General features: G+C 60.8%; 16 protein-coding genes and 1 pseudogene. 11 read left to right on the top strand and 6 right to left on the bottom strand.

Translation table 11 applies throughout. The features are described from left to right. Nucleotides 1-246 precede the first annotated feature (246 nt). Nucleotides 247-1,239, top strand: a complete 993-nt coding sequence (locus OKW35_RS20295; RefSeq protein WP_429552978.1) for an IS5 family transposase — start codon at nucleotides 247-249, stop codon at nucleotides 1,237-1,239. Between the two features lie 578 nt (nucleotides 1,240-1,817). Next, a pseudogene (locus tag OKW35_RS20300) lies at nucleotides 1,818-2,456 on the top strand (alkene reductase); the annotation flags it as partial. 376 nt (nucleotides 2,457-2,832) lie between these two features. On the opposite strand, the gene OKW35_RS20305 reads toward OKW35_RS20300, so the two are convergent. Further along, nucleotides 2,833-4,143: an Nramp family divalent metal transporter gene (locus OKW35_RS20305; protein ID WP_429404016.1), complete on the bottom strand. Its 1,311-nt coding sequence runs from the start codon at nucleotides 4,141-4,143 to the stop codon at nucleotides 2,833-2,835. A 317-nt stretch (nucleotides 4,144-4,460) separates the two neighbouring features. Between OKW35_RS20305 and OKW35_RS20310 the strand changes: the two genes are divergently transcribed. From OKW35_RS20310 to OKW35_RS20320, 3 genes are all read left to right on the top strand, one after another. Beyond that, nucleotides 4,461-5,477 carry a YncE family protein gene (locus tag OKW35_RS20310; RefSeq protein WP_260321023.1) on the top strand — a complete coding sequence of 339 codons (1,017 nt, stop codon included), beginning with the start codon at nucleotides 4,461-4,463 and terminating at the stop codon, nucleotides 5,475-5,477. Between the two features lie 8 nt (nucleotides 5,478-5,485). Further along, the gene (locus OKW35_RS20315; protein WP_184030237.1) at nucleotides 5,486-6,451 is read left to right on the top strand and encodes a sterol desaturase family protein; all 966 of its coding nucleotides are present in this window, start codon (nucleotides 5,486-5,488) and stop codon (nucleotides 6,449-6,451) included. A 767-nt stretch (nucleotides 6,452-7,218) separates the two neighbouring features. Next, entirely contained in the window at nucleotides 7,219-8,094 is an 876-nt protein-coding gene (locus tag OKW35_RS20320; protein WP_184057993.1) for an alpha/beta fold hydrolase, read from the top strand. A gap of 90 nt (nucleotides 8,095-8,184) precedes the next feature. Here the strand turns inward: OKW35_RS20320 and OKW35_RS20325 are convergent, their stop codons facing one another. Together OKW35_RS20325 and OKW35_RS20330 are read right to left on the bottom strand one after the other, a co-directional pair. Beyond that, complete coding sequence (locus OKW35_RS20325) at nucleotides 8,185-10,167, bottom strand: phosphatase PAP2 family protein (RefSeq protein WP_429552979.1); 1,983 nt, start codon at nucleotides 10,165-10,167, stop codon at nucleotides 8,185-8,187. 516 nt (nucleotides 10,168-10,683) lie between these two features. Continuing rightward, nucleotides 10,684-10,965: a DUF4148 domain-containing protein gene (locus OKW35_RS20330; protein WP_187611630.1), complete on the bottom strand. Its 282-nt coding sequence runs from the start codon at nucleotides 10,963-10,965 to the stop codon at nucleotides 10,684-10,686. Between the two features lie 866 nt (nucleotides 10,966-11,831). Here OKW35_RS20330 and OKW35_RS20335 point away from each other — a divergent pair. Both OKW35_RS20335 and OKW35_RS20340 read left to right on the top strand, forming a co-directional pair. Further along, the gene (locus OKW35_RS20335; RefSeq protein WP_184058000.1) at nucleotides 11,832-12,488 is read left to right on the top strand and encodes a peroxiredoxin; all 657 of its coding nucleotides are present in this window, start codon (nucleotides 11,832-11,834) and stop codon (nucleotides 12,486-12,488) included. Between the two features lie 57 nt (nucleotides 12,489-12,545). Further along, nucleotides 12,546-13,613 carry a rhodanese-like domain-containing protein gene (locus OKW35_RS20340; RefSeq protein WP_184058002.1) on the top strand — a complete coding sequence of 356 codons (1,068 nt, stop codon included), beginning with the start codon at nucleotides 12,546-12,548 and terminating at the stop codon, nucleotides 13,611-13,613. Between the two features lie 187 nt (nucleotides 13,614-13,800). On the opposite strand, the gene OKW35_RS20345 is transcribed toward OKW35_RS20340, so the two are convergent. Further along, entirely contained in the window at nucleotides 13,801-13,983 is a 183-nt protein-coding gene (locus OKW35_RS20345) for a hypothetical protein (RefSeq protein WP_311735640.1), read from the bottom strand. Nucleotides 13,984-14,518: 535 nt separating this feature from the next. On the opposite strand from OKW35_RS20345, the gene OKW35_RS20350 reads away from it, so the two are divergent. Then, entirely contained in the window at nucleotides 14,519-15,103 is a 585-nt protein-coding gene (locus tag OKW35_RS20350) for a dihydrofolate reductase family protein (protein WP_429552980.1), read from the top strand. 36 nt (nucleotides 15,104-15,139) lie between these two features. Here the strand turns inward: OKW35_RS20350 and OKW35_RS20355 are convergent, their stop codons facing one another. Then, entirely contained in the window at nucleotides 15,140-16,084 is a 945-nt protein-coding gene (locus OKW35_RS20355; RefSeq protein ID WP_429404028.1) for a LysR family transcriptional regulator, read from the bottom strand. A 173-nt stretch (nucleotides 16,085-16,257) separates the two neighbouring features. Between OKW35_RS20355 and OKW35_RS20360 the strand changes: the two genes are divergently transcribed. Together OKW35_RS20360 and OKW35_RS20365 are read left to right on the top strand one after the other, a co-directional pair. Beyond that, nucleotides 16,258-17,475, top strand: a complete 1,218-nt coding sequence (locus tag OKW35_RS20360; RefSeq protein WP_090807791.1) for an FAD-dependent monooxygenase — start codon at nucleotides 16,258-16,260, stop codon at nucleotides 17,473-17,475. A gap of 30 nt (nucleotides 17,476-17,505) precedes the next feature. Continuing rightward, complete coding sequence (locus OKW35_RS20365; RefSeq protein WP_429552981.1) at nucleotides 17,506-17,958, top strand: hypothetical protein; 453 nt, start codon at nucleotides 17,506-17,508, stop codon at nucleotides 17,956-17,958. 314 nt (nucleotides 17,959-18,272) lie between these two features. Here the strand turns inward: OKW35_RS20365 and OKW35_RS20370 are convergent, their stop codons facing one another. Then, on the bottom strand, nucleotides 18,273-18,608 hold the full coding sequence (locus tag OKW35_RS20370) for a hypothetical protein (protein ID WP_429552982.1): 336 nt from the start codon (nucleotides 18,606-18,608) through the stop codon (nucleotides 18,273-18,275). Between the two features lie 263 nt (nucleotides 18,609-18,871). Here OKW35_RS20370 and OKW35_RS20375 point away from each other — a divergent pair, with 263 nt between their 5' ends. Continuing rightward, on the top strand, nucleotides 18,872-20,056 hold the full coding sequence (locus tag OKW35_RS20375; protein WP_429404036.1) for a TIGR03118 family protein: 1,185 nt from the start codon (nucleotides 18,872-18,874) through the stop codon (nucleotides 20,054-20,056). Nucleotides 20,057-20,157 lie beyond the last annotated feature (101 nt).

Below are 20,157 nucleotides of genomic sequence, written 5' to 3' on the forward strand. Positions count from 1 at the left end.
AAACGCGATATGGTCAATGACTTTAATTCGAGATAAAACCGTTTTGACAACTATTCACAATTGCTCTGCCTATCTCAATTTAAGATAAATTTTCCAATATCACCATTCAAAAAAAGCGGCATTGAGCCGCTTTTCACGTAAGTGATCGACGCCAGTTAGGGAAGCGCTGATTTATTCAGCTCGGTGGTCATCGTTGGCGTAGCTGAGGACGTTATAGAAGGCAACTCACGGAACAGACTCACACTGATGAAGAGGCAGATCGGCTTCGCCGAAGCGGAAATTGCAGGCAAGAAGCGAGTGACGAGGCGCCAACGCTTCCTCGCCGAGATGGAGAAGGTCGTTCCGTGGCAGCGCTTGCTGTCGGCAATCGAGCCGCACTATCCGAAGGGCACGCCAGGCCGCCCGCCGATTGGCCTGGAGCGAATGCTGCGAATCTACTTCCTGCAACAGTGGTACGGGCTGTCGGACGAAGGACTGGAAGACGCGCTGTATGACAGCATCGCGCTGCGAGCCTTCGCCGGCATCGATCTGGCAGTTGAGAACGTGCCTGATGCGACCACGCTGTTGAAATTCCGGCGCCTGCTGATCGAACACGAACTGACACGGAAGTTGTTCGACGAGATTGGCATCTCGCTGTGCGAGCGTGGGCTGATGATGAAGGAAGGCACGCTGGTTGACGCAACGATCATTGAAGCGCCGCCGTCGACCAAGAACGCCGGGAAGAGTCGTGACCCGGAAATGCATCAGACGAAGAAGGGAAACGAATGGCACTTTGGAATGAAAGCCCACATTGGCGTCGATGCCGATTCGGGCCTGATCCACAGTGTGGTTGGCACATCGGCCAACGTGTCGGATGTATCGCAAGCGCATGCCCTGCTGCACGGACATGAAGAGCAGGCGTTCGCCGACGCGGGCTACATTGGCGTAGACAAGCGCGAGGAAATGGCGGGCAAGACCGTGAAGTGGCACGTCGCTGCCAAGCGGGGAAAGATCAAGGCGATGCAGGACGGGGCGCTGAAGAACCTGGTGATCGCGGTCGAGCGAACCAAGGCGCAGATCCGGTCGCGGGTTGAGCATCCATTCCATATCGTCAAGAACCTGTTTCACCATCGCAAGACGCGATACAAGGGCTTGGCCAAGAACACCGCGCAACTGTTCAGCCTGTTCGCTCTTGCGAATCTGGTGATTGCGCGAAATCTGTCGCGATCGGTCCATGGGAGCAATCCGTCATGCGTATAAAAAATGCGAGCAGGGAGCCTCGTTTGCGCGTCCAATTCACCGAGTTGAGCATCGATTCGCTTCGTCATCCGGAAAATTCGACGGCATCTCGTCTGCAACTTGGGCAGTTGGTCCATTGATCAGCGCTTCCTTAGTGCTTTGTCCACGAAGCGTCCATAGCCGCCAGTTTCCCGTTCGCGCCCTGCGCAGCGTCAGCGAGAATCGCTGCCGCGTCCGCCGGTGTCAGTTGGCGGTTAGGAAGTCCCTTGGCGTCGAGCGCAAGCACCGTGAACAGTTCGTGATCGCAGCGGTTGGTCGAGTGATAGTTCTCGCCGAGCCCGGATCATCACCTCCAGCAGGTTCCGGTGTTCGTGCCTTTCCTCGGCAGTCACAGCAGGACTCCTGAACATCGAGGTCGCAAGTGTAATCAGATGTCGGAGTTGCTGCCCCTGCCGGTCGCAAAGATGAAAGGCGGCCAGCGCGAGCCGTTCATACTGGAGAGCGTCTACAGGGGGACGGGAGGGAGATTGCTGCTTCCTGGTGGGTTTGGTCATGCGCGGTCCCGGTTATCGTGAAAGATCGCCCGGACACATAGGGAGGTCCCGCGCGCGCTGGAAACCGACGAGATCGCCGGCGTGGTTGCGGCCTACCGGCACGGCGCTGAAAACGCCAGAAAGGCAGGGTTCGACGGCGTGGAAGTCCACTGCGCCAACGGTTATCTGCTTGACCAGTTCCTGCAGGACTCCACCAATCAGCGCACTGACGCATATGGTGGATCGATCGAGAACCGTGCGAGACTGCTGCTCGAAGTCACGGACGCGTGCGTCGCCATATGGGGCGCCAACCGGGTCGGCGTGCATCTGTCTGCGCGCGGTGACGTGAAGTCGATGGGCGATTCGGACCCTGCGGCCACCTTCGGCTATGTCGCAGGCGAGCTCGGCAAACGCCGCATTGCCTTCATCTGCGCGCGTGAAGCGCTGGGAGACGACCGGCTCGGACCCGCACTGAAGGCAGCATTCGGTGGCAACTATATCGCCAACGAAAAGATGCCCAAGCACACCGCCGAACGTTTGCTTGCGGTCGGCGACGCCGACGCGGTTGCTTTCGGGCAGATGTTCATCGCCAACCCGGACCTGCCGCGCCGACTTAGATTGGACGCATCGCTCAATGAGCCGCGGCCCGAGATGTTCTATCACCCAGGAGCAGAAGGGTACACGGATTACCCGGCGCTTGCCTGACCGTACAAATAGCCACCCCCGGGCCTCGCACCGGCGAGCTTTCTTTGGGACGATCAGCCCAGACAACGGAGAAGCCCGCCAGGTCGGCGTACGCTTGCACCAGGAGATGCCGCCTCGGACCTCATCCGCATAGCCAGCCAGGTGCCCATGGGTCAACGCCGTTCTTACCGTATGTTTCACAACTCAAGGCGAACATGGAAGCAGCGATCGTCCCTATGCATGCACCGGCATCACAGACGAAAGCGAACGAATCGACAAGCCGTTTTTGGAGCAGGACCTCTGGTCCCCCAGCGGTCAGTCGATGGCTAGCGAACAAACTTCGCCGTCCATCGCACCGGGAGCGCGGCCCATCCCCAAAGAGTCCGGGTGGGCTGCATCAGCTTGCAGGCATGCCCGGAATGCTGACGCCGAACGACTGAAGCAATAGCACCGCATTCAGCGCGAGGATGACGACCGTCGCGGCAATCGCTGCAATGTCCGTTAGCCGTCTATTGACGAACTCGCCCATGATGTCTTTGCGGCGGGTGAAGAGCACCAGCGCCACCATCGGGATCGGCAACGCAAACGAAAGAACGACCTGACTGATCACCAGCGCCTGGGTGGCATTCACGCCGAGGCCGACCACCACGAACGCCGGCACCATGGTCACCAGACGTCGCACCCAGACGGGAATCCGGAAACCGACGAAGCCCTGCATGATCATCTGGCCAGCCATGGTGCCGACAACGGAGCTGGAGATACCCGAGCAGATGAGCGAAATCAGGAAAACCGCCGCCGCGCCCGCACCGAGCAACGGCGTGAGCGTATGGTAAGCAGTTTCGATTTCCGCGACGTCGCGGTGGCCGGCATGGAATGCCGCGCTGGCCATGATTACCATGGCCATGTTGATGAGACCTGCGAAGAAAAGCGCAACGATGACTTCCCGGTTCGAAAAACGCAGCAGTGCGCGATGCTCGCTCGCGTTGCTCGCCGGAGTCCGGCCCTGAGTCAGCCCGGAATGGAGATAGATCGCATGTGGCATCACGGTGGCGCCCACGATACCGACCGAAACGGTCAGCGCTTCCCGGTTCGGCATTGAGGGCAAGATCGAGTGCAATCCGGCCTGTCCCCATGCGACGGGCGCAATGAACAATTCGATCAGGTAACACAGACCGATCACAGCAACGAGCGCGCCGATGATGATCTCCATTGGCCGGTAGCCGCCTTTTTCAAACACGAGGATGCCGTATGTCACCACCGCGGTCACCGCCATGCCGGCCATCAACGGCATTTTGAACAGCAACGCGAGGCCGATTGCGCCACCGAGGAATTCGGCCAGGTCGGTTGCCATCGCAGCCACTTCGCTGACACACCACATGACGAAGACGGCCTTGCGCGGCAGTTGCTCGCGACACATTTCCGCCAGATTACGGCCCGTCACGATGCCGAGTTTGGCAGAGAGCGCCTGGAACAGCATGGCGATCAGGTTGGCCATCAGTACCACCCACAGCAGCGTGTACCCAAACTGGGAACCGGCCTGGATGTTGGTCGCGAAATTGCCTGGGTCCATGTAGGCGATCGAGGCAATCACCGCGGGTCCGGCGAACAGCAGCGCAGAGCGCAAGCCGCGTCGTTTGCCGGCCAGCACATCGCGAATCGCAACAGTCGTGCGATCTGTGAGCGTATTTTTGCCGGCAGTGCTGTTCATGGACACTTCCCGAATTCTCTGGACGAGCGTGGCACTGCTATTACTCCAGGTTCTTTAGCGCGTGATGGCAATATACAACGGCCAAACTCCGCGGATGATCGGGGCGGGTGCTGCGCAAAGCGCGCCCGGGGCCGCGGGAAGCTCGGTCAAATACGGCGAAATCGCATGCGCATCGTCAGCTTCGCCCGAAATTTGTCAGGCTACTGACAGGAAGCGCTTGAGCATCGCTCCATATCAGCGCCATTCGCAATTCGTCCTTGCGTGACGGTGAATCCATCCAGCAGAATGAATGGTTAATTCTCTCATGCATGCCCTCCATGAAGCTTTCACGTCGCGAAGTACTTGGCCGTAGTCTGGCCATTCCCCTGAGTCTCGGCCTGTCGCCTTTCCTCGCCCTTCGTTCAGGTATCGCCAGCGCGGCGCCCCCCAATCTCGCTATCGTAATGAATTCCGGCGAAGCCAGCGTTTCGGTCATCGACATGGCGTCGCACAAGATCGTCCGGACATTGCCGACGTTGCGCGAACCCAGTCACTGGGCGCTTTCGCGCGACAGAAGCAAGCTCTATATTGCCGACGCCAGCGGCAATGCACTGTTCATTGTCGACCCGCACACTGGTTTGGCGCTTGGCCATAAGGTGATCGCCGATCCGTACCAGCTTGGCTTCACGCCGGATTTCCGCTACCTCGTCGTCAATGCACTGCGGCTCAACTATGTCGACATCTACCGCCCCGACGACCTGACGCTCGTCAAGCGCTTCTCGCCCGGCGGCATGCCGAGCCACCTCGACTTCTCGCCGGACTCGCGCTGGAGCTTCAATTCGATGCAGGAGTCCGGCACGCTCGTTTCATTCGACCTGACGAACCTGACGATCCGCTGGAAGTCGAACGTCGGATCGACCCCCGCCGGCGTGCTCTGGCACAACGGCAAGGTACTGGTCTGCGTGATGGGCAGCGACCATGTGGCGGAAGTCGATCCAGTGACGGGTAACGTGCTGCGGCGGGTGAAAACCGGCGTCGGCCCGCACAATGTCTTTCTTACGCCCGACGGCGCGACGCTCTACGTGAGCAACCGGATCGGCGGCTCGCTGGTGGCGCTCGATCCAACCACCCTCGAGCTTCGTCGTACCTATCCGTTCCATGCTGCGGGGCCAGATGATATTGCTGTTGGCCCCGACGGCAAGCTATGGGTGACGCTGCGTTTCCGGGAGCAGGTCGCCGTACTCGATCCAGCCAGCGGTAACTATGAGACCATCGATGTCGGACGCTCGCCGCACGGCATCTTCCTCACCACCGAAATGAGCCGCCCAGGTCTCGTTACCGCCGAAACGCTCTAACGCCCATCATGCTGATATTTCTCGACAGATTCTTCAATATGCTGGCCGGTGAAATCGACCAGTATCTCGTTCTGCCGTTGCTGTATCACTTCGGCTGGATGCAATGGGAAGAGCTTTCCTTCGACTGGGCGCTGATCTGCGTCTATGGCCTCTTCGCGGTTATCGTTACGTATGCGGTTTGCTGGCCGCTCGAAGCACTCTTTCCGATCGAACGCTGGGATGACCGCAAAGCCGTCGTAACCGACGCGTTCTATACGATCCTCAACCGCGTCGGGGTGTTGCCTGTCGTCAGTTTCCTGCTGTTCTACCAGGTGCAGGTGTGGGTGAACGGCTTCGTGGTCGATCACGGCTACATACCGCCAACGCTTGAGACGTTGATACCGCCGCTTCTCGGACATCCGGTCATTACCTTCATCGCGTACGCGCTGATTCTGGACTGTGCCGATTACTGGCGTCACCGCCTGTCGCACTCATACCGTAGCTGGTACGCACTGCATGCGTTGCATCATGCGCAGCGGCAGATGAGTTTCTGGTCGGACGACCGCAACCATCTGCTTGACGATCTGGTCGCCGCAATCTGGTTCGGCGTCGTCGGCCTCGCGATCGGTATTCCGCCGCTGCAGTTTCCACTGCTGTTCCTGTTCATGCGCTTCATCGAAAGCCTGAGCCACGCCAATATCAAGCTTTCGTTCGGCTGGCTCGGGGACCGGTTGATCGTCTCGCCACGCTTTCACCGGTTGCATCATGGCCTGCGCGCGGCCGGCCGCAATTCCTGTAACTACGGCGCCGTCTTCCCGATCTGGGACATCGTGTTTGGTACAGCGGACTTCTCCGCCGAGTACCCGCCTACAGGCGACCGGCGCGCACCGGAATCGATGGCCACGGGCGGCTACATCGCACAGCAACTAGGCGGCTTGCAGTTTTTCCTTGAACAGTGGCGGCAACCGGCAAAGGCTCGCCGCAGTTCCTCCTGAGAACATCCCTGCATTGCGCCAATGCCCAAACGGGCCGGTTCATGTGCGCCTGGATTTGGTCCGGACCGGCTGGTGCAAAGACCCTGTCAGTAGGCCGTAAGGCATCTGCTCTGTGCCTTTGAACCCGAGGTGCGATAATTGCAGTTGCCGGTTTCAGAATGCCCGGATACCGGCATCTACCCGCTCTATCCAGCTATCCTCAGTTCAAAGAGCTCGAAGTGGTAAAGATTGTCAAGCAAAGATCAGGGCAAGTAAACGTCGCGATACGGCCTGCGCTCCGGCAACATAGGGGGCTGTCTCTCCCCGACGCGACGCGCCCGTCAAGGCGTCCATGGAGTGAATGATGTTGCGCAGAACCAGTTCCTGGTTTGTGCGTTACACGCTCCGCGCGCGCGTTCGCACGCTCGCGCGTAAAGCGATCGGGCTGGCAATCTTTGTCAGCGGTTCCGCAGTGATTGTCGTGTATCTGCTACGACGCGTCTCCGATGGCTAAACGTCAAAGACAGGCGTGGCGCATTTGATTTCCAGGCAGTCCCGCGATGCAAACGTCGGGCGTCTGGAGCTACAGAGCAGCGCCCTCGCGGCTGGCAGCCCGACGCTTCGACTTCCTTTCCCTGGTGTTCGGGCGCGATCGCCGGAGGCACAAGGCAGCCGTAGAACTCCACAGCACGAAAAACGCATCCATACATGGCCGGAGACCGTCCTCTAATTAAACTGGTCATCAATCTCTACCGCGTGATTCGTATGAAGGTCAAATTGGAAAGGCAATGACGAAGACGATACGCTGCCAGTGGGACAGTGGAGAGTTCGCGCTGGACGTGGATGAGGCCGGTAGCGGCGCTTCGGTCGTCCTCCTGCCGGCCCTGAGTACGATTTCCACGCGCCTGGAGATGCGCCCGCTGCTCGACTTGCTCGCGCCTCAGTTTCACGTGACGACGGTTGATTGGCCGGGGTTCGGCGATCAGGCGCGGCCAAAGGAAGAATGGTCGCCGGAGCTTCTCTCGGAGTTTCTTAACTGGTTTTTAAGCGACATCGTGGCACCACCGCACGCCATTGTGGCGGCCGGACATGCAGCCACCTATGCGCTTTACCAGGCCGTCTTGCGCTCAGATACGGTTGATCGCCTGGTCCTCATCGCACCGACGTGGCGCGGCCCGTTGCCGACGATGATGGGTGGCCAGCGGGCCTGGTTCTCCCGTGTGCGCTCTGCCATTGATCACCCCCTCGCTGGCCCGCTTCTCTACCGGCTCAACGTCAGCCGCCATGTCATCACCATGATGGCGAGAGAACACGTTTACAGCGATCCTGACTGGCTTGGCGGCGATCGTCTCGCGGCCAAACTCGCCGTCACCCGTGCACCCGGAGCCCGGCACAGTTCGGTACGCTTTGTGACCGGTGCGCTAGACCGGGTCGCCAACCGTGCGGCATTCCTTGATCTTGCGCGCCGAGCCAACATTCCGATCCTCGTGATCTACGGCGATCAGACGCCGCCGAAATCGCGTGTCGAAATGGAGGCGTTAGGACAATTGCCAAATGTTCAGGTCGAATGGGTCATGAAGGGCAAACTCGCGATTCACGAAGAGTTTCCAGAAATCGTCTCCATTGCCATCAGGCGGTTTTTGACGAAGGAATCGCCGCTTTAGACGATCAACGACAGACGGGCATAGCCGGACGCTCCGCATTACAGACAGCGGGTTATCCGGGCGACGCATAGCCACGCCAATATGGCCGGATTACGAATCGATGTGCACCGACACGCCGGTCGACGAGTAGACCGGCGTCGCTTTGTGGCCGTCGACCGTGATCGTCGTGAACTGCTTCGTCGCCCCGTTGCCATCGATCAGATCGATGGTGTCGCCGACCTTGGGCGCATAGCCGCTCACGAACTTCACGTGTAGCGTGCCGCCGGCGATGGTCAGCTGATTACCAACGTGCAGTTGGCCGGCGCCTTTACCGTCAATGTCGAGTTCGAGTGTCGTGCCGGCGAGCTGCGTGTACTTGCCGACGATGGACACGGGCGACGCCGCCGCGATGGTGATGCCACCCGCACCCACATACACGTCGCCCGTGCCGAACGCATTCGGAGAATCGGCCTCGAGCACGCCGCCGCTTACCTGGGAGCCGCCCGACCAGGTGTTGTTGCCGCCGAGCTTCAATGTTCCGCTACCCTGCAGCGTCAACTTCCCTGCGCCGGCAATGTCGTTGCGCCACAAATCCGACGCGTTGAATCCGCCCTGGGACGCATCCATCGAAACGATGACGCTGCCATGGAACGCACCATATCCGTCCCCGGCTGCAAACATGTTGAGGCGGCCCCACCCTTCCGCATCGTCCATGACCGGATAGCCGGAAGGAAGCTCGGTCGTTTTGAGCACCACGCGGCGCTGCTCAGCGCTCAGATACGGAAAGCGCGTCTCCAGTAACACCTCCGCACCCTTCGGCACAACGGGAGGCGCATTGGTCGATTCGATCGCAGCAAAGCCGAACGTCATACGGCGAGTGAAGTCCGCTTTGTTCGTCGCGTAGTCGGCGAAGCGGTCCGTCGCTGCCGTGCCGGAGTGGGCGAAAACGGCGAAGCTCGTCGAATTGGTATTCGTCGACTGCATCAGGGCCGCGTGCGCCTGGCTAAATGCGGCGCTCTTCAAGGTGGCGTTGCTCGGATCGGAAAGATTCGCAGCAGTCGCCGCAAGTGCAAACATTCGACCAGCAATGACGTCGAGCGGCGAGTGCATACCGGCGAAAATGCGGTTTTCGCCAAGTTCGAGGCCGCGGCTCGCCATCTCCTGGAACCGCTCCGGCAGCACGTAGGCCATCGTCATCGCGTCGCGCATGGCCTCCGCCTCGTGACCGCTGATAAATCCGCCATCGGTCGAAGGCGTGGTGCTCTCGGCAGGCACCAGAGTCGGATCTACCACGACACTCGTGCTCCAGCGGTATGGCCGGGCGTATTTGTAGAAGCGCTTGGCCGGCTCGGTGGACGCGTTGTTGCCCATGATGTTGAGCAGGTCGACAACCTGGCCGAAACTGGTGTTGCCGCCACTGCTGCCGACGCCGATGTTGTTGCCGTTGTCGTTGTACAGAACGGTCGTCGCATCCGCCGGAATCGACGTGATGGTCGTTACCTGCTGCGCCGCCGCGCGCCACGCATTGGTGAGCGGTCCCATGCCATCGGTCACGCTATAACCTTTGCCGCGCCGGTCGTCGTAGTAGGCTGCGTCGGCCTGTGCCTGAGTCCGGTTGGTCGTCTCGGTGACCACGAATTGAATGTTTGCGGCATGGACGGCATTGTTCACGACAGCCCCACCCGGCGTACCGTCATTGGGTAGTCCTGTCCACGTGGACTGCACGACAGCCGGAAAGGAACCATTGGCGGGCGCGGAGACGCCCGCATCGACGATCTCGGTCAACGGTTGCCAGATGTCGAGGAATCGCGAGACGACACGCACGCCCGCATTCGTGGCGAGCGTCGCATATCGCGCATCGCCGCGCTGGTTAGTCGCAATCGTGTCGACGAACGCGGGCACGTCGGGGATTGCGGCGTTGTCGACAAAACCGGGGTCGGCAGGGGGCGCCGGGATCGTGGCCGTCGCCGTCGTCGTCGAAGTGTTCGAGGCGCTCGGCGTAGAAGAATCATTGCTACCACCGCACGCGGCGAGTACCGCCACGCTTGCGAGCACCGTGAGGCGCAGCGGGAGAGGGACGCGAAAATGAGGCATCACGAGACTTTCTTGTGGTTGTTGGTGGCGTCGGATTGTGCGGATGAATTATGACGGCATTGTTTCGACTGATTACGCGGTATCGGATATCGTGGCGCGATTCGCAGGTATCCCGGAAGACCTGGTGGTGGAAGCTGCACATGCTTCGCAGACGTGGGAACGCAGAACTCCTTAGTATTTGATTGCGGCTCATCCACATTCGCGAAGCATGCGAAAGGTTTCATTCCGCGAGGTATTGGTGCAATGTCGATTCGGAACGCCAACCACAGGGCGATCCTTTAACGGACAAGCGTTTCGCGTGAGCCTAAAACCACCCCTTTACCGTCGCCACTCGCCAGACGACAAACATGACGAGGCCCACCGACGCGGCGGTCAACAGAATGAAGTCAATCGAGCGCACTAGCTTTTTCATATCGACGTTGGATCGGACGCGCGACGTCCGAATGAGAACCGGAAGTTAGGCGTGTAGAAGTATCGAAACGCGCTCGTATGGAATGTCGAACGCTCACCAGCACTTCAGTGATGCGAGAAAAGCGCGTTATCTGAGGGCGTTGCGAAGGAAAGGCGATGTCCGGATTGCGAATTCACTACCGGCCCTGAACCGTAGTCGTTATTCGCGTGTGCCTGCCGCGGGCTGCTCTCGTCCGGATAGTGCACTTTCGACTGATGGAGCGTGCCGTTCTGTTCGGCCTGTATGACGTTCGCTTCCACCTCGGAGCGAGTGAGGGGCTGCGCCGACGAGAGCGCTGGAATGGCGATTGTGGTTGCGAGGATCGCATGAGCGATAAGTACTTTCATAAGTTGGCTCCTTGGTGAATAGGCAAATTTCGATGGATCGAATGGACCACGCTAACTGCATTGAAAGCGAGTCGATCTTCACGCTGAGGTGGACCGCGAACAGATAGCGATCGACGGGGTGACCGGTATTCAGTGTGTGGATATGAAGGTACGCCCTGCAACCTTAAAAGCCGCTTATCCCGTCTCCGAAAAATGCGCGGCGTCCGCGAGCCATGTTCCGACCGTTTATCGATAAAGGCGATCTGGCAGTTCTTTGACGAACCGGGTTCGCCTGACTCGCCAGGCACTGTGGACTGACCCGCCGCAATCGCGAATATCCGCACTGCGCCGTCAAACCGGGCCATCATGGCGAGCATTCAGCAGATGTTTTTCGAGCGGACGGAGGCTGCGTTTATTGCAAGCGCTTCAGTACCGCACGCTCCGACGCGCCTCGCGCTTGCTCGCATGGCGTGGACGACCGAACGGTCTGATCAAATCAGGCTCGGTAAATCTGTGCGCTATCGAACACACGCCGGTGAGTCGAATGTCCATGATTTACCGGTAAACGTCATTCCCCTAAGCCGTTTCGAAGTGGCCAGCCGGACTGACTTCGATGGGTGTCAGCATGGCTTGTGCGTAACGCGCTATATTTGAAATCTCACTGCGCGATGCGGCAATGCACGTATTCGCCCGACAGGCGGCGATCTCGAGCTTCTTCTGCACGGCGACGCCCTACTTGCCGCGCGTGTATGCGCCGCGAAAGCTTCATCTATCGTTGTGAGCGTTGGTGATTTTCAATCCCCGAGATTAACCGGGCTCGTGTTGGACCGTTGCAGACAGGCCTGGCTCGGGTCTTCCGCTTAACCACGACTTCACAGGACGGCAATATGTCACTTCGTATCAATGACACCGCGCCCAACTTCACCGCGCGGACCACGCAGGGCACCATCGATTTCCACGACTGGATCGGCGACCAATGGGCGGTCCTGTTCTCTCATCCGAAAGACTTCACGCCGGTTTGCACGACTGAACTGGGCTACATGGCGAAGATCGAGCCGGAGTTCACCAGGCGCAACGCGAAGCTGATCGGGTTGTCGGTCGATCCGGTCGAAGACCACGAAAAATGGGCCGCGGACATCGAGGAAACGCAGGGCGCCGCCGTCAAATACCCGATGATCGGCGACACCGACCTCGCGATCGCCAAGCTGTACAACATGCTGCCGGCCGACGCGGGCGATACCAGCGAGGGCCGCACCGCCGCGACCAACGCGACCGTGCGCTCGGTTTTCATCATCGGTCCCGACAAGAAGATCAAGCTGACACTGACCTACCCGATGAGCACCGGCCGCAACTTCGACGAAATCCTGCGCGTGCTCGATTCGATCCAACTGACCGCCAAACACAAGGTCGCGACGCCGGTCAACTGGAAGCAGGGCGAAGACGTGATCATCACGTCCGCGGTCAGCAACGACGAGGCGCAGCAGATTTTCCCTGGTTTCAAGACTATCAAACCGTATCTGCGCACCACCAAACAACCGGGCTGACAGATGTGGCGAGGCGGCCGCTTGCGGCCGCCTCGCCGACCTTCCTAAGGGATACAGATGATTTTTCGTCAGCTGTTCGATCCTGCTTCGTCGACCTACACGTACTTACTCGGCGACAGCGGCGAGGCGGTGCTCATCGACCCCGTCTACGAGCAGGTGCCGCGCGATCAGGCGCTGCTGCGCGAGCTGGGCCTATGGCTGCTCACGACGCTCGATACCCACGTGCACGCTGATCACGTAACCGGCGCATGGCGCATGCGTTTGCGTTGCGGCAGCGAGATCGGGCTTGCCGGGGTCGTCGAGGCGAAAGGCGTCACGCGAGCGCTCGCGCATGGCGATCGGATCGACTTCGGCACGCGTCATCTGAGCGTGCGCGCGACGCCTGGCCATACGAACGGCTGCCTGACCTACGTGCTCGACGATCTGAGCATGGCCTTTACCGGCGACAGCCTGCTGATTCGCGGCTGTGGCCGCACCGATTTCCAGCAGGGCAGTCCGCAGCAGTTGTTCGCGTCCGTGCGCGAGCAGATCCTGTCACTGCCGGACGACTGCCTCCTCTATCCCGCGCACGATTATCGCGGCATCACGGTGACGAGCGTGACCGAGGAGCGGCGCTTCAATCCGCGTCTGGGCGGCGACGTCGACGTCGGTGATTTCGCCGGTTACATGAACAACCTGAATTTGCCGCATCCGAAGCAGATGGCGGTCGCGGTGCCCGCAAACATGCGTTGCGGGCAGCCGGAAGGCGGCGCCGAAGTTGCGACCGAAACGCCGGATTGGGCACCGTTGACGCTGCGCTTTAGCGGCGTGTGGGAAATCGAGCCGATGGCGCTGCTCGAGCATGGCGCCGCGTTTCAGATCGTCGATGTGCGCGAGGCGCCCGAGTTCATCGATCGTTTGGGTCATCTGCCGGGCGCGAAGCTGGTGCCGCTGTCGCAATTGACGGGGCGGCTCGATGAACTGGAGCGCGAGCGGCCGGTGGTCGCGGTGTGCCGGTCCGGCGTGCGCTCGGCGCAGGCAAGCGTGTTGCTGACGAAGGCGGGGTTCGGCAAGGTGGCGAATCTTGCCGGTGGGATGCTGCGGTGGAGGACGGAGGGGTTGCCGGTTGCGTCGGATAGTGTTTGAGGGGGAGTCGGCGCTTCGGAACCCCCACAAGCTCAGCCTTGGCCTTGGCGACAGCCTCGACCTTGCCCCAAAGCCGCGCCAGCCCTCGAATAGCCAGCGCTCCGTTGCGCCGGCCGCGTGACCAGCCAGATCCCCCCGCATACGAGCACCAGCGCGACGAGATTCTTCAATTCCATGATGTTCTCATTCAGACATATCGCGGATAGCAAAAGGTGAACGCAAATTCAAACAGACCGCCGCCAAAATTGACGACCATCACGCCGACGAATCCCAGCAGGCATCCAAGTGCCTTGCGTGGCGAGACCTTGTCGTTCTTGTAGATGAAATGGGCAAGCAGCGCACTGAAGAAGGTCGTTGTCGAATTCAGGATCGAACCGCGAACGCCGGTCGTGTAGGCGAGACCGCACGAACCGGTAGCCTGCGAAGATCAGCTTTGAAGGAATATCGTTTTGCGTGATTCCGAGCAACGCATAGCCAATTTTAATTGCCGGGTACGAACTGCCCCACAGCAGGCAGCATACGGTCGCCACAATGACGAGCACTTTCGGTTGGGTGAATAACCGCGCGGAATCGCACGATCCGGTCGTTGCTGAAGGTACGGACATGTTTCTGGTGATGTTGTCTTTGTGCACTGTGTGGGCAGGCCACAGCAGTGCTTTTTTTGTATTGTCTGGCAGAAGCGGCTGCTTCGCGTCTTGCCACGCGTCGCACGGGCACGCCAAATACGGCCGCTGAGACCCATCGGCCATCGAACGAAATGCCACGGGCGACCGGACGTTACGCCGGCTGCTATGTCCGCATCACTGTGTCGGGCGATGTTCCGACCATGCGCTGGCGAGTGGTGCGCACCTTCACACCTGCGGCGCAGGCACCCGTGGGTCCAGTCATTGTGCGCCGACCGCGCGATGCTCGCTCGCGCGGCTTCACCCGGTGCGCCCGAGGAGGATGCCAGTGGTGATTTTCGTTTGGGTGGGTGGATCGTCCCTTACGCCGACGAAGCGATCGGCGCAAGTGTGCATCATCTGCTCGCGCAGCCGTTCGAGTTGCTGCTAGGGCGTTGCACGTACGACATATTCGCGTCTTATTGGCCATATGTACCGGCCGATTCACGCAACCGCAACATGGCCGACCAGTTCAATCAGGTCCGCAAGCACGTGGCCACGCATCGATCCGATACGCTCGGTTGGCACAACAGTCATGCACTGAAGGGCGACCTTGCCGACGCGATACGCGCGCTGAAACTTCAGGACGGTGCCGATCTATTGACGTTCGGCAGCGGCGACATGGTGCGCCAACTGCTGGCGGCGGGCCTCGTGGATGAACTCCAACTCCTGATTTATCCCGTCATGCTCGGGCACGGCAAACGCCTGTTCGGCAACGACGCGCAAGCGTCCGCCTTCACGCTGGCACACGCGACGAGCACCCCCGGCGGCGTGCTGATCACGCGCTACACCCGCAACGGCGAAGTCCGAACCGGAACGTTCGAGTAAGCGCGAAGCTTCCGATCGACGCTTACAAACGGAGGCCTATTTCTTCCTCACGTCCCGCGCTCGCCTGCCACCCGCCACGGTATCGGCGAACAGGTCGATCACGACCTCGCGCAGCCAGCGATTGCCTTCATCCTGATGGACGCGCTCGTGCCACAACAAATGGATCGGCGCGGCGGGCAGCGTCATCGGCAGCGCGCGCAGGCTGAGCGAGAACGGCGTGGCCAACTCCAGAGCGAGGCGCTCGGGCACCGTGGCGATCAGGTCGGTACGTTGCAGGATGTAGCCGACGCTCATGAAGTGCGGCACCGTCAGTCGCACCTGACGCCGCACGCCGCGCCGTTTTAGCCACTCGTCCACTTGACCGTGGCCGGTGCCGGCCGACACCACCACCAGATGCTCGGCTTCGCGCCACGCGGAAAGCGTGAGCGGCGCGTCCTCGAGTGGGTGAGCGCGTCTGAACAGACAGACGTAGCGCTGATCGAACAGACGCCGCTGATAGAAACCACCCTTCAACTGCGGCAACAGACCGATCGCCAGGTCGACCCGGCCGTCGGCCATTTCGTTGCTCAGATTGACGCTCGTATTGCGCACCGTATTCATCGCGATGCCTGGCGCGACGCGCGACAATCGTTCCAGCAATGCGGGCAAAAACACGACTTCGCCGATGTCGGTCATACCGATCGTCATCGTACGGATCTCGCGCAGCGGATCGAAGCCCGTCACCGGATTGAGCGCGGCGTGCAAGGTGGAGAGCGCCTGCGAGACCGGTTCCGCGAGACGCAGCGCGAACGGGGTAGGCACCACGCCGCCCGGCGCCCGCACGAACAGCGGATCACCGAGCAGGCGGCGCAGCTTCGCGAGCGCATTGCTGACGCCCGGCTGGCTCATGTTCATTTGCTCGGCGACGCTCGCCACGCGCCGCTCCTGCATCAGCCGCTGGAACAGCAGCAGCAGGTTGAGATCGAGATCGCTCAGTTCCATGGTCTCGGCATGACCTAAGGTCATTCATTTCAGTGATGAAGTAGATTCATTTCATCTTATTGAGCAATGATCGTCTAGTGCTGAAAATACCAACACGGTATCCGCATGCGACGCGCCGGGCGCGCGTTCCAGAGTGGCCCGAATCGATAAACCCGCATATCGGAGACACAATCATGAACCGGATGGATCTGAGCATCGCGATCGTCGGCGCCGGCATCGGCGGCCTTACGCTGGCGCTCGCACTACGCGAACATGGCATCGATGCGCAACTCTACGAGCAGACCGATGAGTTGCGCGAAGTGGGCGCGGCCGTCGCACTGTCGGCCAACGCGACGCGCTTTTACGAGCGCATGGGGCTACGCTCTGCGTTCGAAAACGTGTGCGCCGAAGTACCCGGGCTCATTTATCGTGATGGCCGCAGCGGCAGCGTCATTGGACATCATCGCGGCATGCCCAGCTATCGCGAGCAGTTCGGTGGCTCGTACTGGGGCGTTCATCGCGCCGATCTGCAGGCGGTGCTGTCGAAGGCAGTTGGTCTCGAGCACATCGAGCTCAGCCATCGCTTGATCGATCTCGTGCAGCATCCCGATCGCGTGAGTCTCGCGTTCGACAACGGTCGGCGCATCGATGCCGATCTCGTGATCGGCGCCGACGGCGCACGCTCGATCACGCGACGCTGGATGCTCGGCTACGACGACGTGCTGTATTCCGGTTGCTCGGGCTTTCGTGGCATCGTGCCGGCCGAGCGCATGGACCTGTTGCCCGATCCGGAGACGATCCAGTTCTGGGTCGGGCCCGGCGGCCATCTGCTGCATTATCCGATCGGCGACAAGGGCGATCAGAACTTCCTGCTGGTCGAGCGTCATCCGTCGCCGTGGCCGTCGCGCGACTGGGTCATGCCGTCGACCGAAGGCGAGCAACTGCGCCTGTTCAAGGACTGGCATCCGGCCGTCGTGCAGATGATCACGGCCGTGCCGATCAGTCAGCGCTGGGGCCTGTTTCACCGTCCGCCGCTGGGCCGCTGGAGCAAGGGCCGCGTGACGCTGATCGGCGATGCCGCGCATGCGCTCGTGCCGCATCACGGCCAGGGCGCCAACCAGTCGATCGAGGATGCCGTGGTGCTGGCCGCGCAACTCGCCAAGGCGGGCCCAGGCAAGTGGCGAGAAGCGCAGGAAGCCTACGAGCGTCTGCGCCGGGGCCGCACGCGCAAGGTGCAGTACGCGTCGATCAGCACCGCGGACGTGTTGCATCTGCCGGACGGCCCCGCCGCGCAGGAACGCAACGCGCGGCTAGGGGCGCGCGACAGCATGCTGCATCACCTCGACTGGATTCACGATTTCGATGCGCTTGCGCAAGAGCCGAGCGCGCGACAAGGCGGCACGTGGCTTTGAGCCTCTCCATGAGGCTTCAATAGGGAGGCGGTGGGCCGCATGCTCATGCCAGGCGCCGCTCTCCAGCCACTACGCGTCACATGCAACCCATTGACCGAGTGGCGCGTCACCCTGATCACGTTACCTATATTGCCGCTCGTCTACTTTCTTGGCGCATACCTTCCTGAATTGCGCGGTCGTCCGCTGGCAATCGTCTACGCGTTCTGGGAGCCATTTGTCGCGTGGGGAACGATATTATTTCTCGCAAGCAATTTCCAGCGACGCTTCGACAGACTCGTTGGCGCGTGGCAGCCGCTGTCGCGACGTGCCTGCACGATCTACGTTATCCATCCGCCCGTTCTGGTTGCCGTCGCGTTGGCGTGGAGAAACGTGCCCGCAGCTCCTCTGCTGAAGTTTGGGGTCACGGGTAGCGTCGCTTGCGCGTTGTGCTATCTGCTTGCTGGACTTTTGCTTCGATTGCCCAAACTGGCATCGATATTGTGAAAAATGGGTTCGCGTGTGACGGCCATACGCGCATGCACGGCATCGAGTGACCGGCAACGCGCGGCCTACCCGGCTCCGCGGCTTCCGATGCGAGCCGTAAATCCTGGAGTTCACGCGTTGCCTGGAAACCCGGCGCGTAATTCCCGGTGGAGAAATGTCGAATAGCGACAGCATGGAACCGCGTAGATCGGTCGTATTAGCTAGCGCCTGATATCCGGGAAACTGCGCGCCGGTGGCAATTGCACCTATGTCGCTGCGATCGCAGCCCTTTGTGCTTGCGCTGATTCGCGGCTCACGGTCATTCTTACCAGCTGTCAATGGCCGGTAGCGGCTGGCGACACCACGCTTGGGGTCGCCAGCGTGTTGTTGCTCTTGGGAGCGGCGGTGGTGTCAGACGTCGAGCTGCTATTGCTGCTCGGCAGGCCCGAGTTCGGTGCCTTGGCGCCCATGCCGCTGTCCGAGTTGGTGGTGCCTGGCATGCCGTAGCCGCCCGTCGTTGCGCCGTTCATCTGGTTCGACGGACTAGCCGTGCTGCCGGCTGTACCGGTCGAACCGCTGCCGCTCTGACCTCCGGCCGCCTGCGCAAAAGCGCCGCCCGACAGCGAGAGTGCGGCGACGGCCGCGACTAGTGTGATGGTTGCCTTGCTCATGATCCGCCCCTCCTTAATTGGACTGGAAGATAGACGCAGACAGTTGTCGCCTGCGCTACAGCAATGTCGCAAACAGCGTGCCGCGTGCTTTTGTAGGTAGCGAAGCGATCGGCGGCGCACCGAGTGGCGGTCGTGGGGCGCGGATTCAACCGGTGGATTGCACGAGATCTGCCGCGAAATAAGCCGCTCTCCGCCGGAATAAACCCCGCGCCGTTCTCGTTCATTGACCGTTAAGTCCTTTGGGCAGAACAAGGAGTGCGGTCATGAAGTCTCTACTCGCTCTATTCGGCGTCGTTGCATGCGGCGCGGCCGTCGCGACTCTGATGTCATGCGGCGGCGGTGGCGGCAGTGGTTCGAGTTCGAGCAGCGCGAGCCCACCCGTCCAGTCGTCATTCGCAGCGACGGCCCTCGTATCCGATGGCGCGGTGCCCGCTGCACACACCGACGCTAATCTGAAAAACCCTTGGGGCGTGGCCTTCAATCCCAAAGGTTTCGTCTGGGTCGCGGACAACGGCACCAACGTCGCGACGCTCTATGACGGCAATGGCGTGCCGCAATCGCTGGTCGTTACGATACCCGACGGCAAGAACGGCTCCGCATCGCCCACGGGCATCGTTTTCAATGGAACACAAAGCTTCCGCGTCACGGAAAACGGCAAGTCTGGAGTCGCTGCGTTCATCTTCACGGGCGAAGGCGGCACCATCACCGCCTGGGCGCCCGCCGTAGGGCCGACCAATGCGTTCGTCATGTACGACGACGGTACGGGCGGCGCCGTCTACAAGGGTCTCGCGCTCGCCGCGATGAACAACGGCAACTTCCTTTACGCGACGGACTTCCATAACGACAAGATCGACGTCTTCGATACCTCGTTCACGAAGGTCGCGATGCCCGGCGCCTTCACGGACCCGGCGATTCCAGCCGGCTTCGCGCCGTTCGGCATTCAGGCGATCGGCTCGAATCTGTTCGTCACCTACGCGATGCAAGACGCAGCCAAACACGACGATGTCCCGGGCGCGGGGCTCGGCATGGTCGATGTGTACGACACCGCAGGCAACCTGAAGCAACGCTTCGCGACAAGCGGTCCGTTGAACGCGCCGTGGGGCATTGCGCAAGCGCCCGGGAACTTCGGCTCGATGAGCGGCGCAATACTGATCGGCAATTTCGGCGATGGCATGATCAATGCGTTCAACGCGTCGAGCGGTCAGTCGATGGGACAGATCAGTGGGCCGAACGGCAGTCCGATCGTCGAGCAGGGCGTGTGGGGCATCGCATTCGGCAACGATCTCAGCAATCAGCCTTCCAGCACGCTCTTCTTCGCGGCGGGGCCGAATGACGAAGCCGATGGCGTCTACGGAAGAATCGATCTGAATACGACGTCGAGCTCAGGTACGAACACGGGCACGAACACCGGCACAAGCGCGGGCGGCGGGATGAGCATTGGAATGTAGCGCTAAGCGCGCAATTGAGAAGCGCCGCTCTTGATGCGAGAGCGGCGGTACTACGACGAGTACATCCGCCAGTGGGACGCGTTGCTCAACGATATTGCTTA

The sequence above is a fragment of the Paraburkholderia sp. MM5477-R1 genome (genome assembly GCF_050436385.1).
Classification (GTDB): Bacteria; Pseudomonadota; Gammaproteobacteria; order Burkholderiales; family Burkholderiaceae; genus Paraburkholderia; species Paraburkholderia tuberum.

Bases quoted from the DNA above. Each gene is read 5' to 3' on its own strand.
- OKW35_RS20295 (WP_429552978.1), top strand. From the start codon at position 247: ATGAAGAGGCAGATCGGCTTCGCCGAAGCGGAAATTGCAGGCAAGAAG.
- OKW35_RS20305 (WP_429404016.1), bottom strand. From the start codon at position 4,143: ATGAACAGCACTGCCGGCAAAAATACGCTCACAGATCGCACGACTGTT.
- OKW35_RS20310 (WP_260321023.1), top strand. From the start codon at position 4,461: ATGAAGCTTTCACGTCGCGAAGTACTTGGCCGTAGTCTGGCCATTCCC.
- OKW35_RS20315 (WP_184030237.1), top strand. From the start codon at position 5,486: ATGCTGATATTTCTCGACAGATTCTTCAATATGCTGGCCGGTGAAATC.
- OKW35_RS20320 (WP_184057993.1), top strand. From the start codon at position 7,219: ATGACGAAGACGATACGCTGCCAGTGGGACAGTGGAGAGTTCGCGCTG.
- OKW35_RS20325 (WP_429552979.1), bottom strand. From the start codon at position 10,167: ATGCCTCATTTTCGCGTCCCTCTCCCGCTGCGCCTCACGGTGCTCGCA.
- OKW35_RS20330 (WP_187611630.1), bottom strand. From the start codon at position 10,965: ATGAAAGTACTTATCGCTCATGCGATCCTCGCAACCACAATCGCCATT.
- OKW35_RS20335 (WP_184058000.1), top strand. From the start codon at position 11,832: ATGTCACTTCGTATCAATGACACCGCGCCCAACTTCACCGCGCGGACC.
- OKW35_RS20340 (WP_184058002.1), top strand. From the start codon at position 12,546: ATGATTTTTCGTCAGCTGTTCGATCCTGCTTCGTCGACCTACACGTAC.
- OKW35_RS20350 (WP_429552980.1), top strand. From the start codon at position 14,519: ATGCTCGCTCGCGCGGCTTCACCCGGTGCGCCCGAGGAGGATGCCAGT.
- OKW35_RS20355 (WP_429404028.1), bottom strand. From the start codon at position 16,084: ATGGAACTGAGCGATCTCGATCTCAACCTGCTGCTGCTGTTCCAGCGG.
- OKW35_RS20360 (WP_090807791.1), top strand. From the start codon at position 16,258: ATGAACCGGATGGATCTGAGCATCGCGATCGTCGGCGCCGGCATCGGC.
- OKW35_RS20370 (WP_429552982.1), bottom strand. From the start codon at position 18,608: ATGAGCAAGGCAACCATCACACTAGTCGCGGCCGTCGCCGCACTCTCG.
- OKW35_RS20375 (WP_429404036.1), top strand. From the start codon at position 18,872: ATGAAGTCTCTACTCGCTCTATTCGGCGTCGTTGCATGCGGCGCGGCC.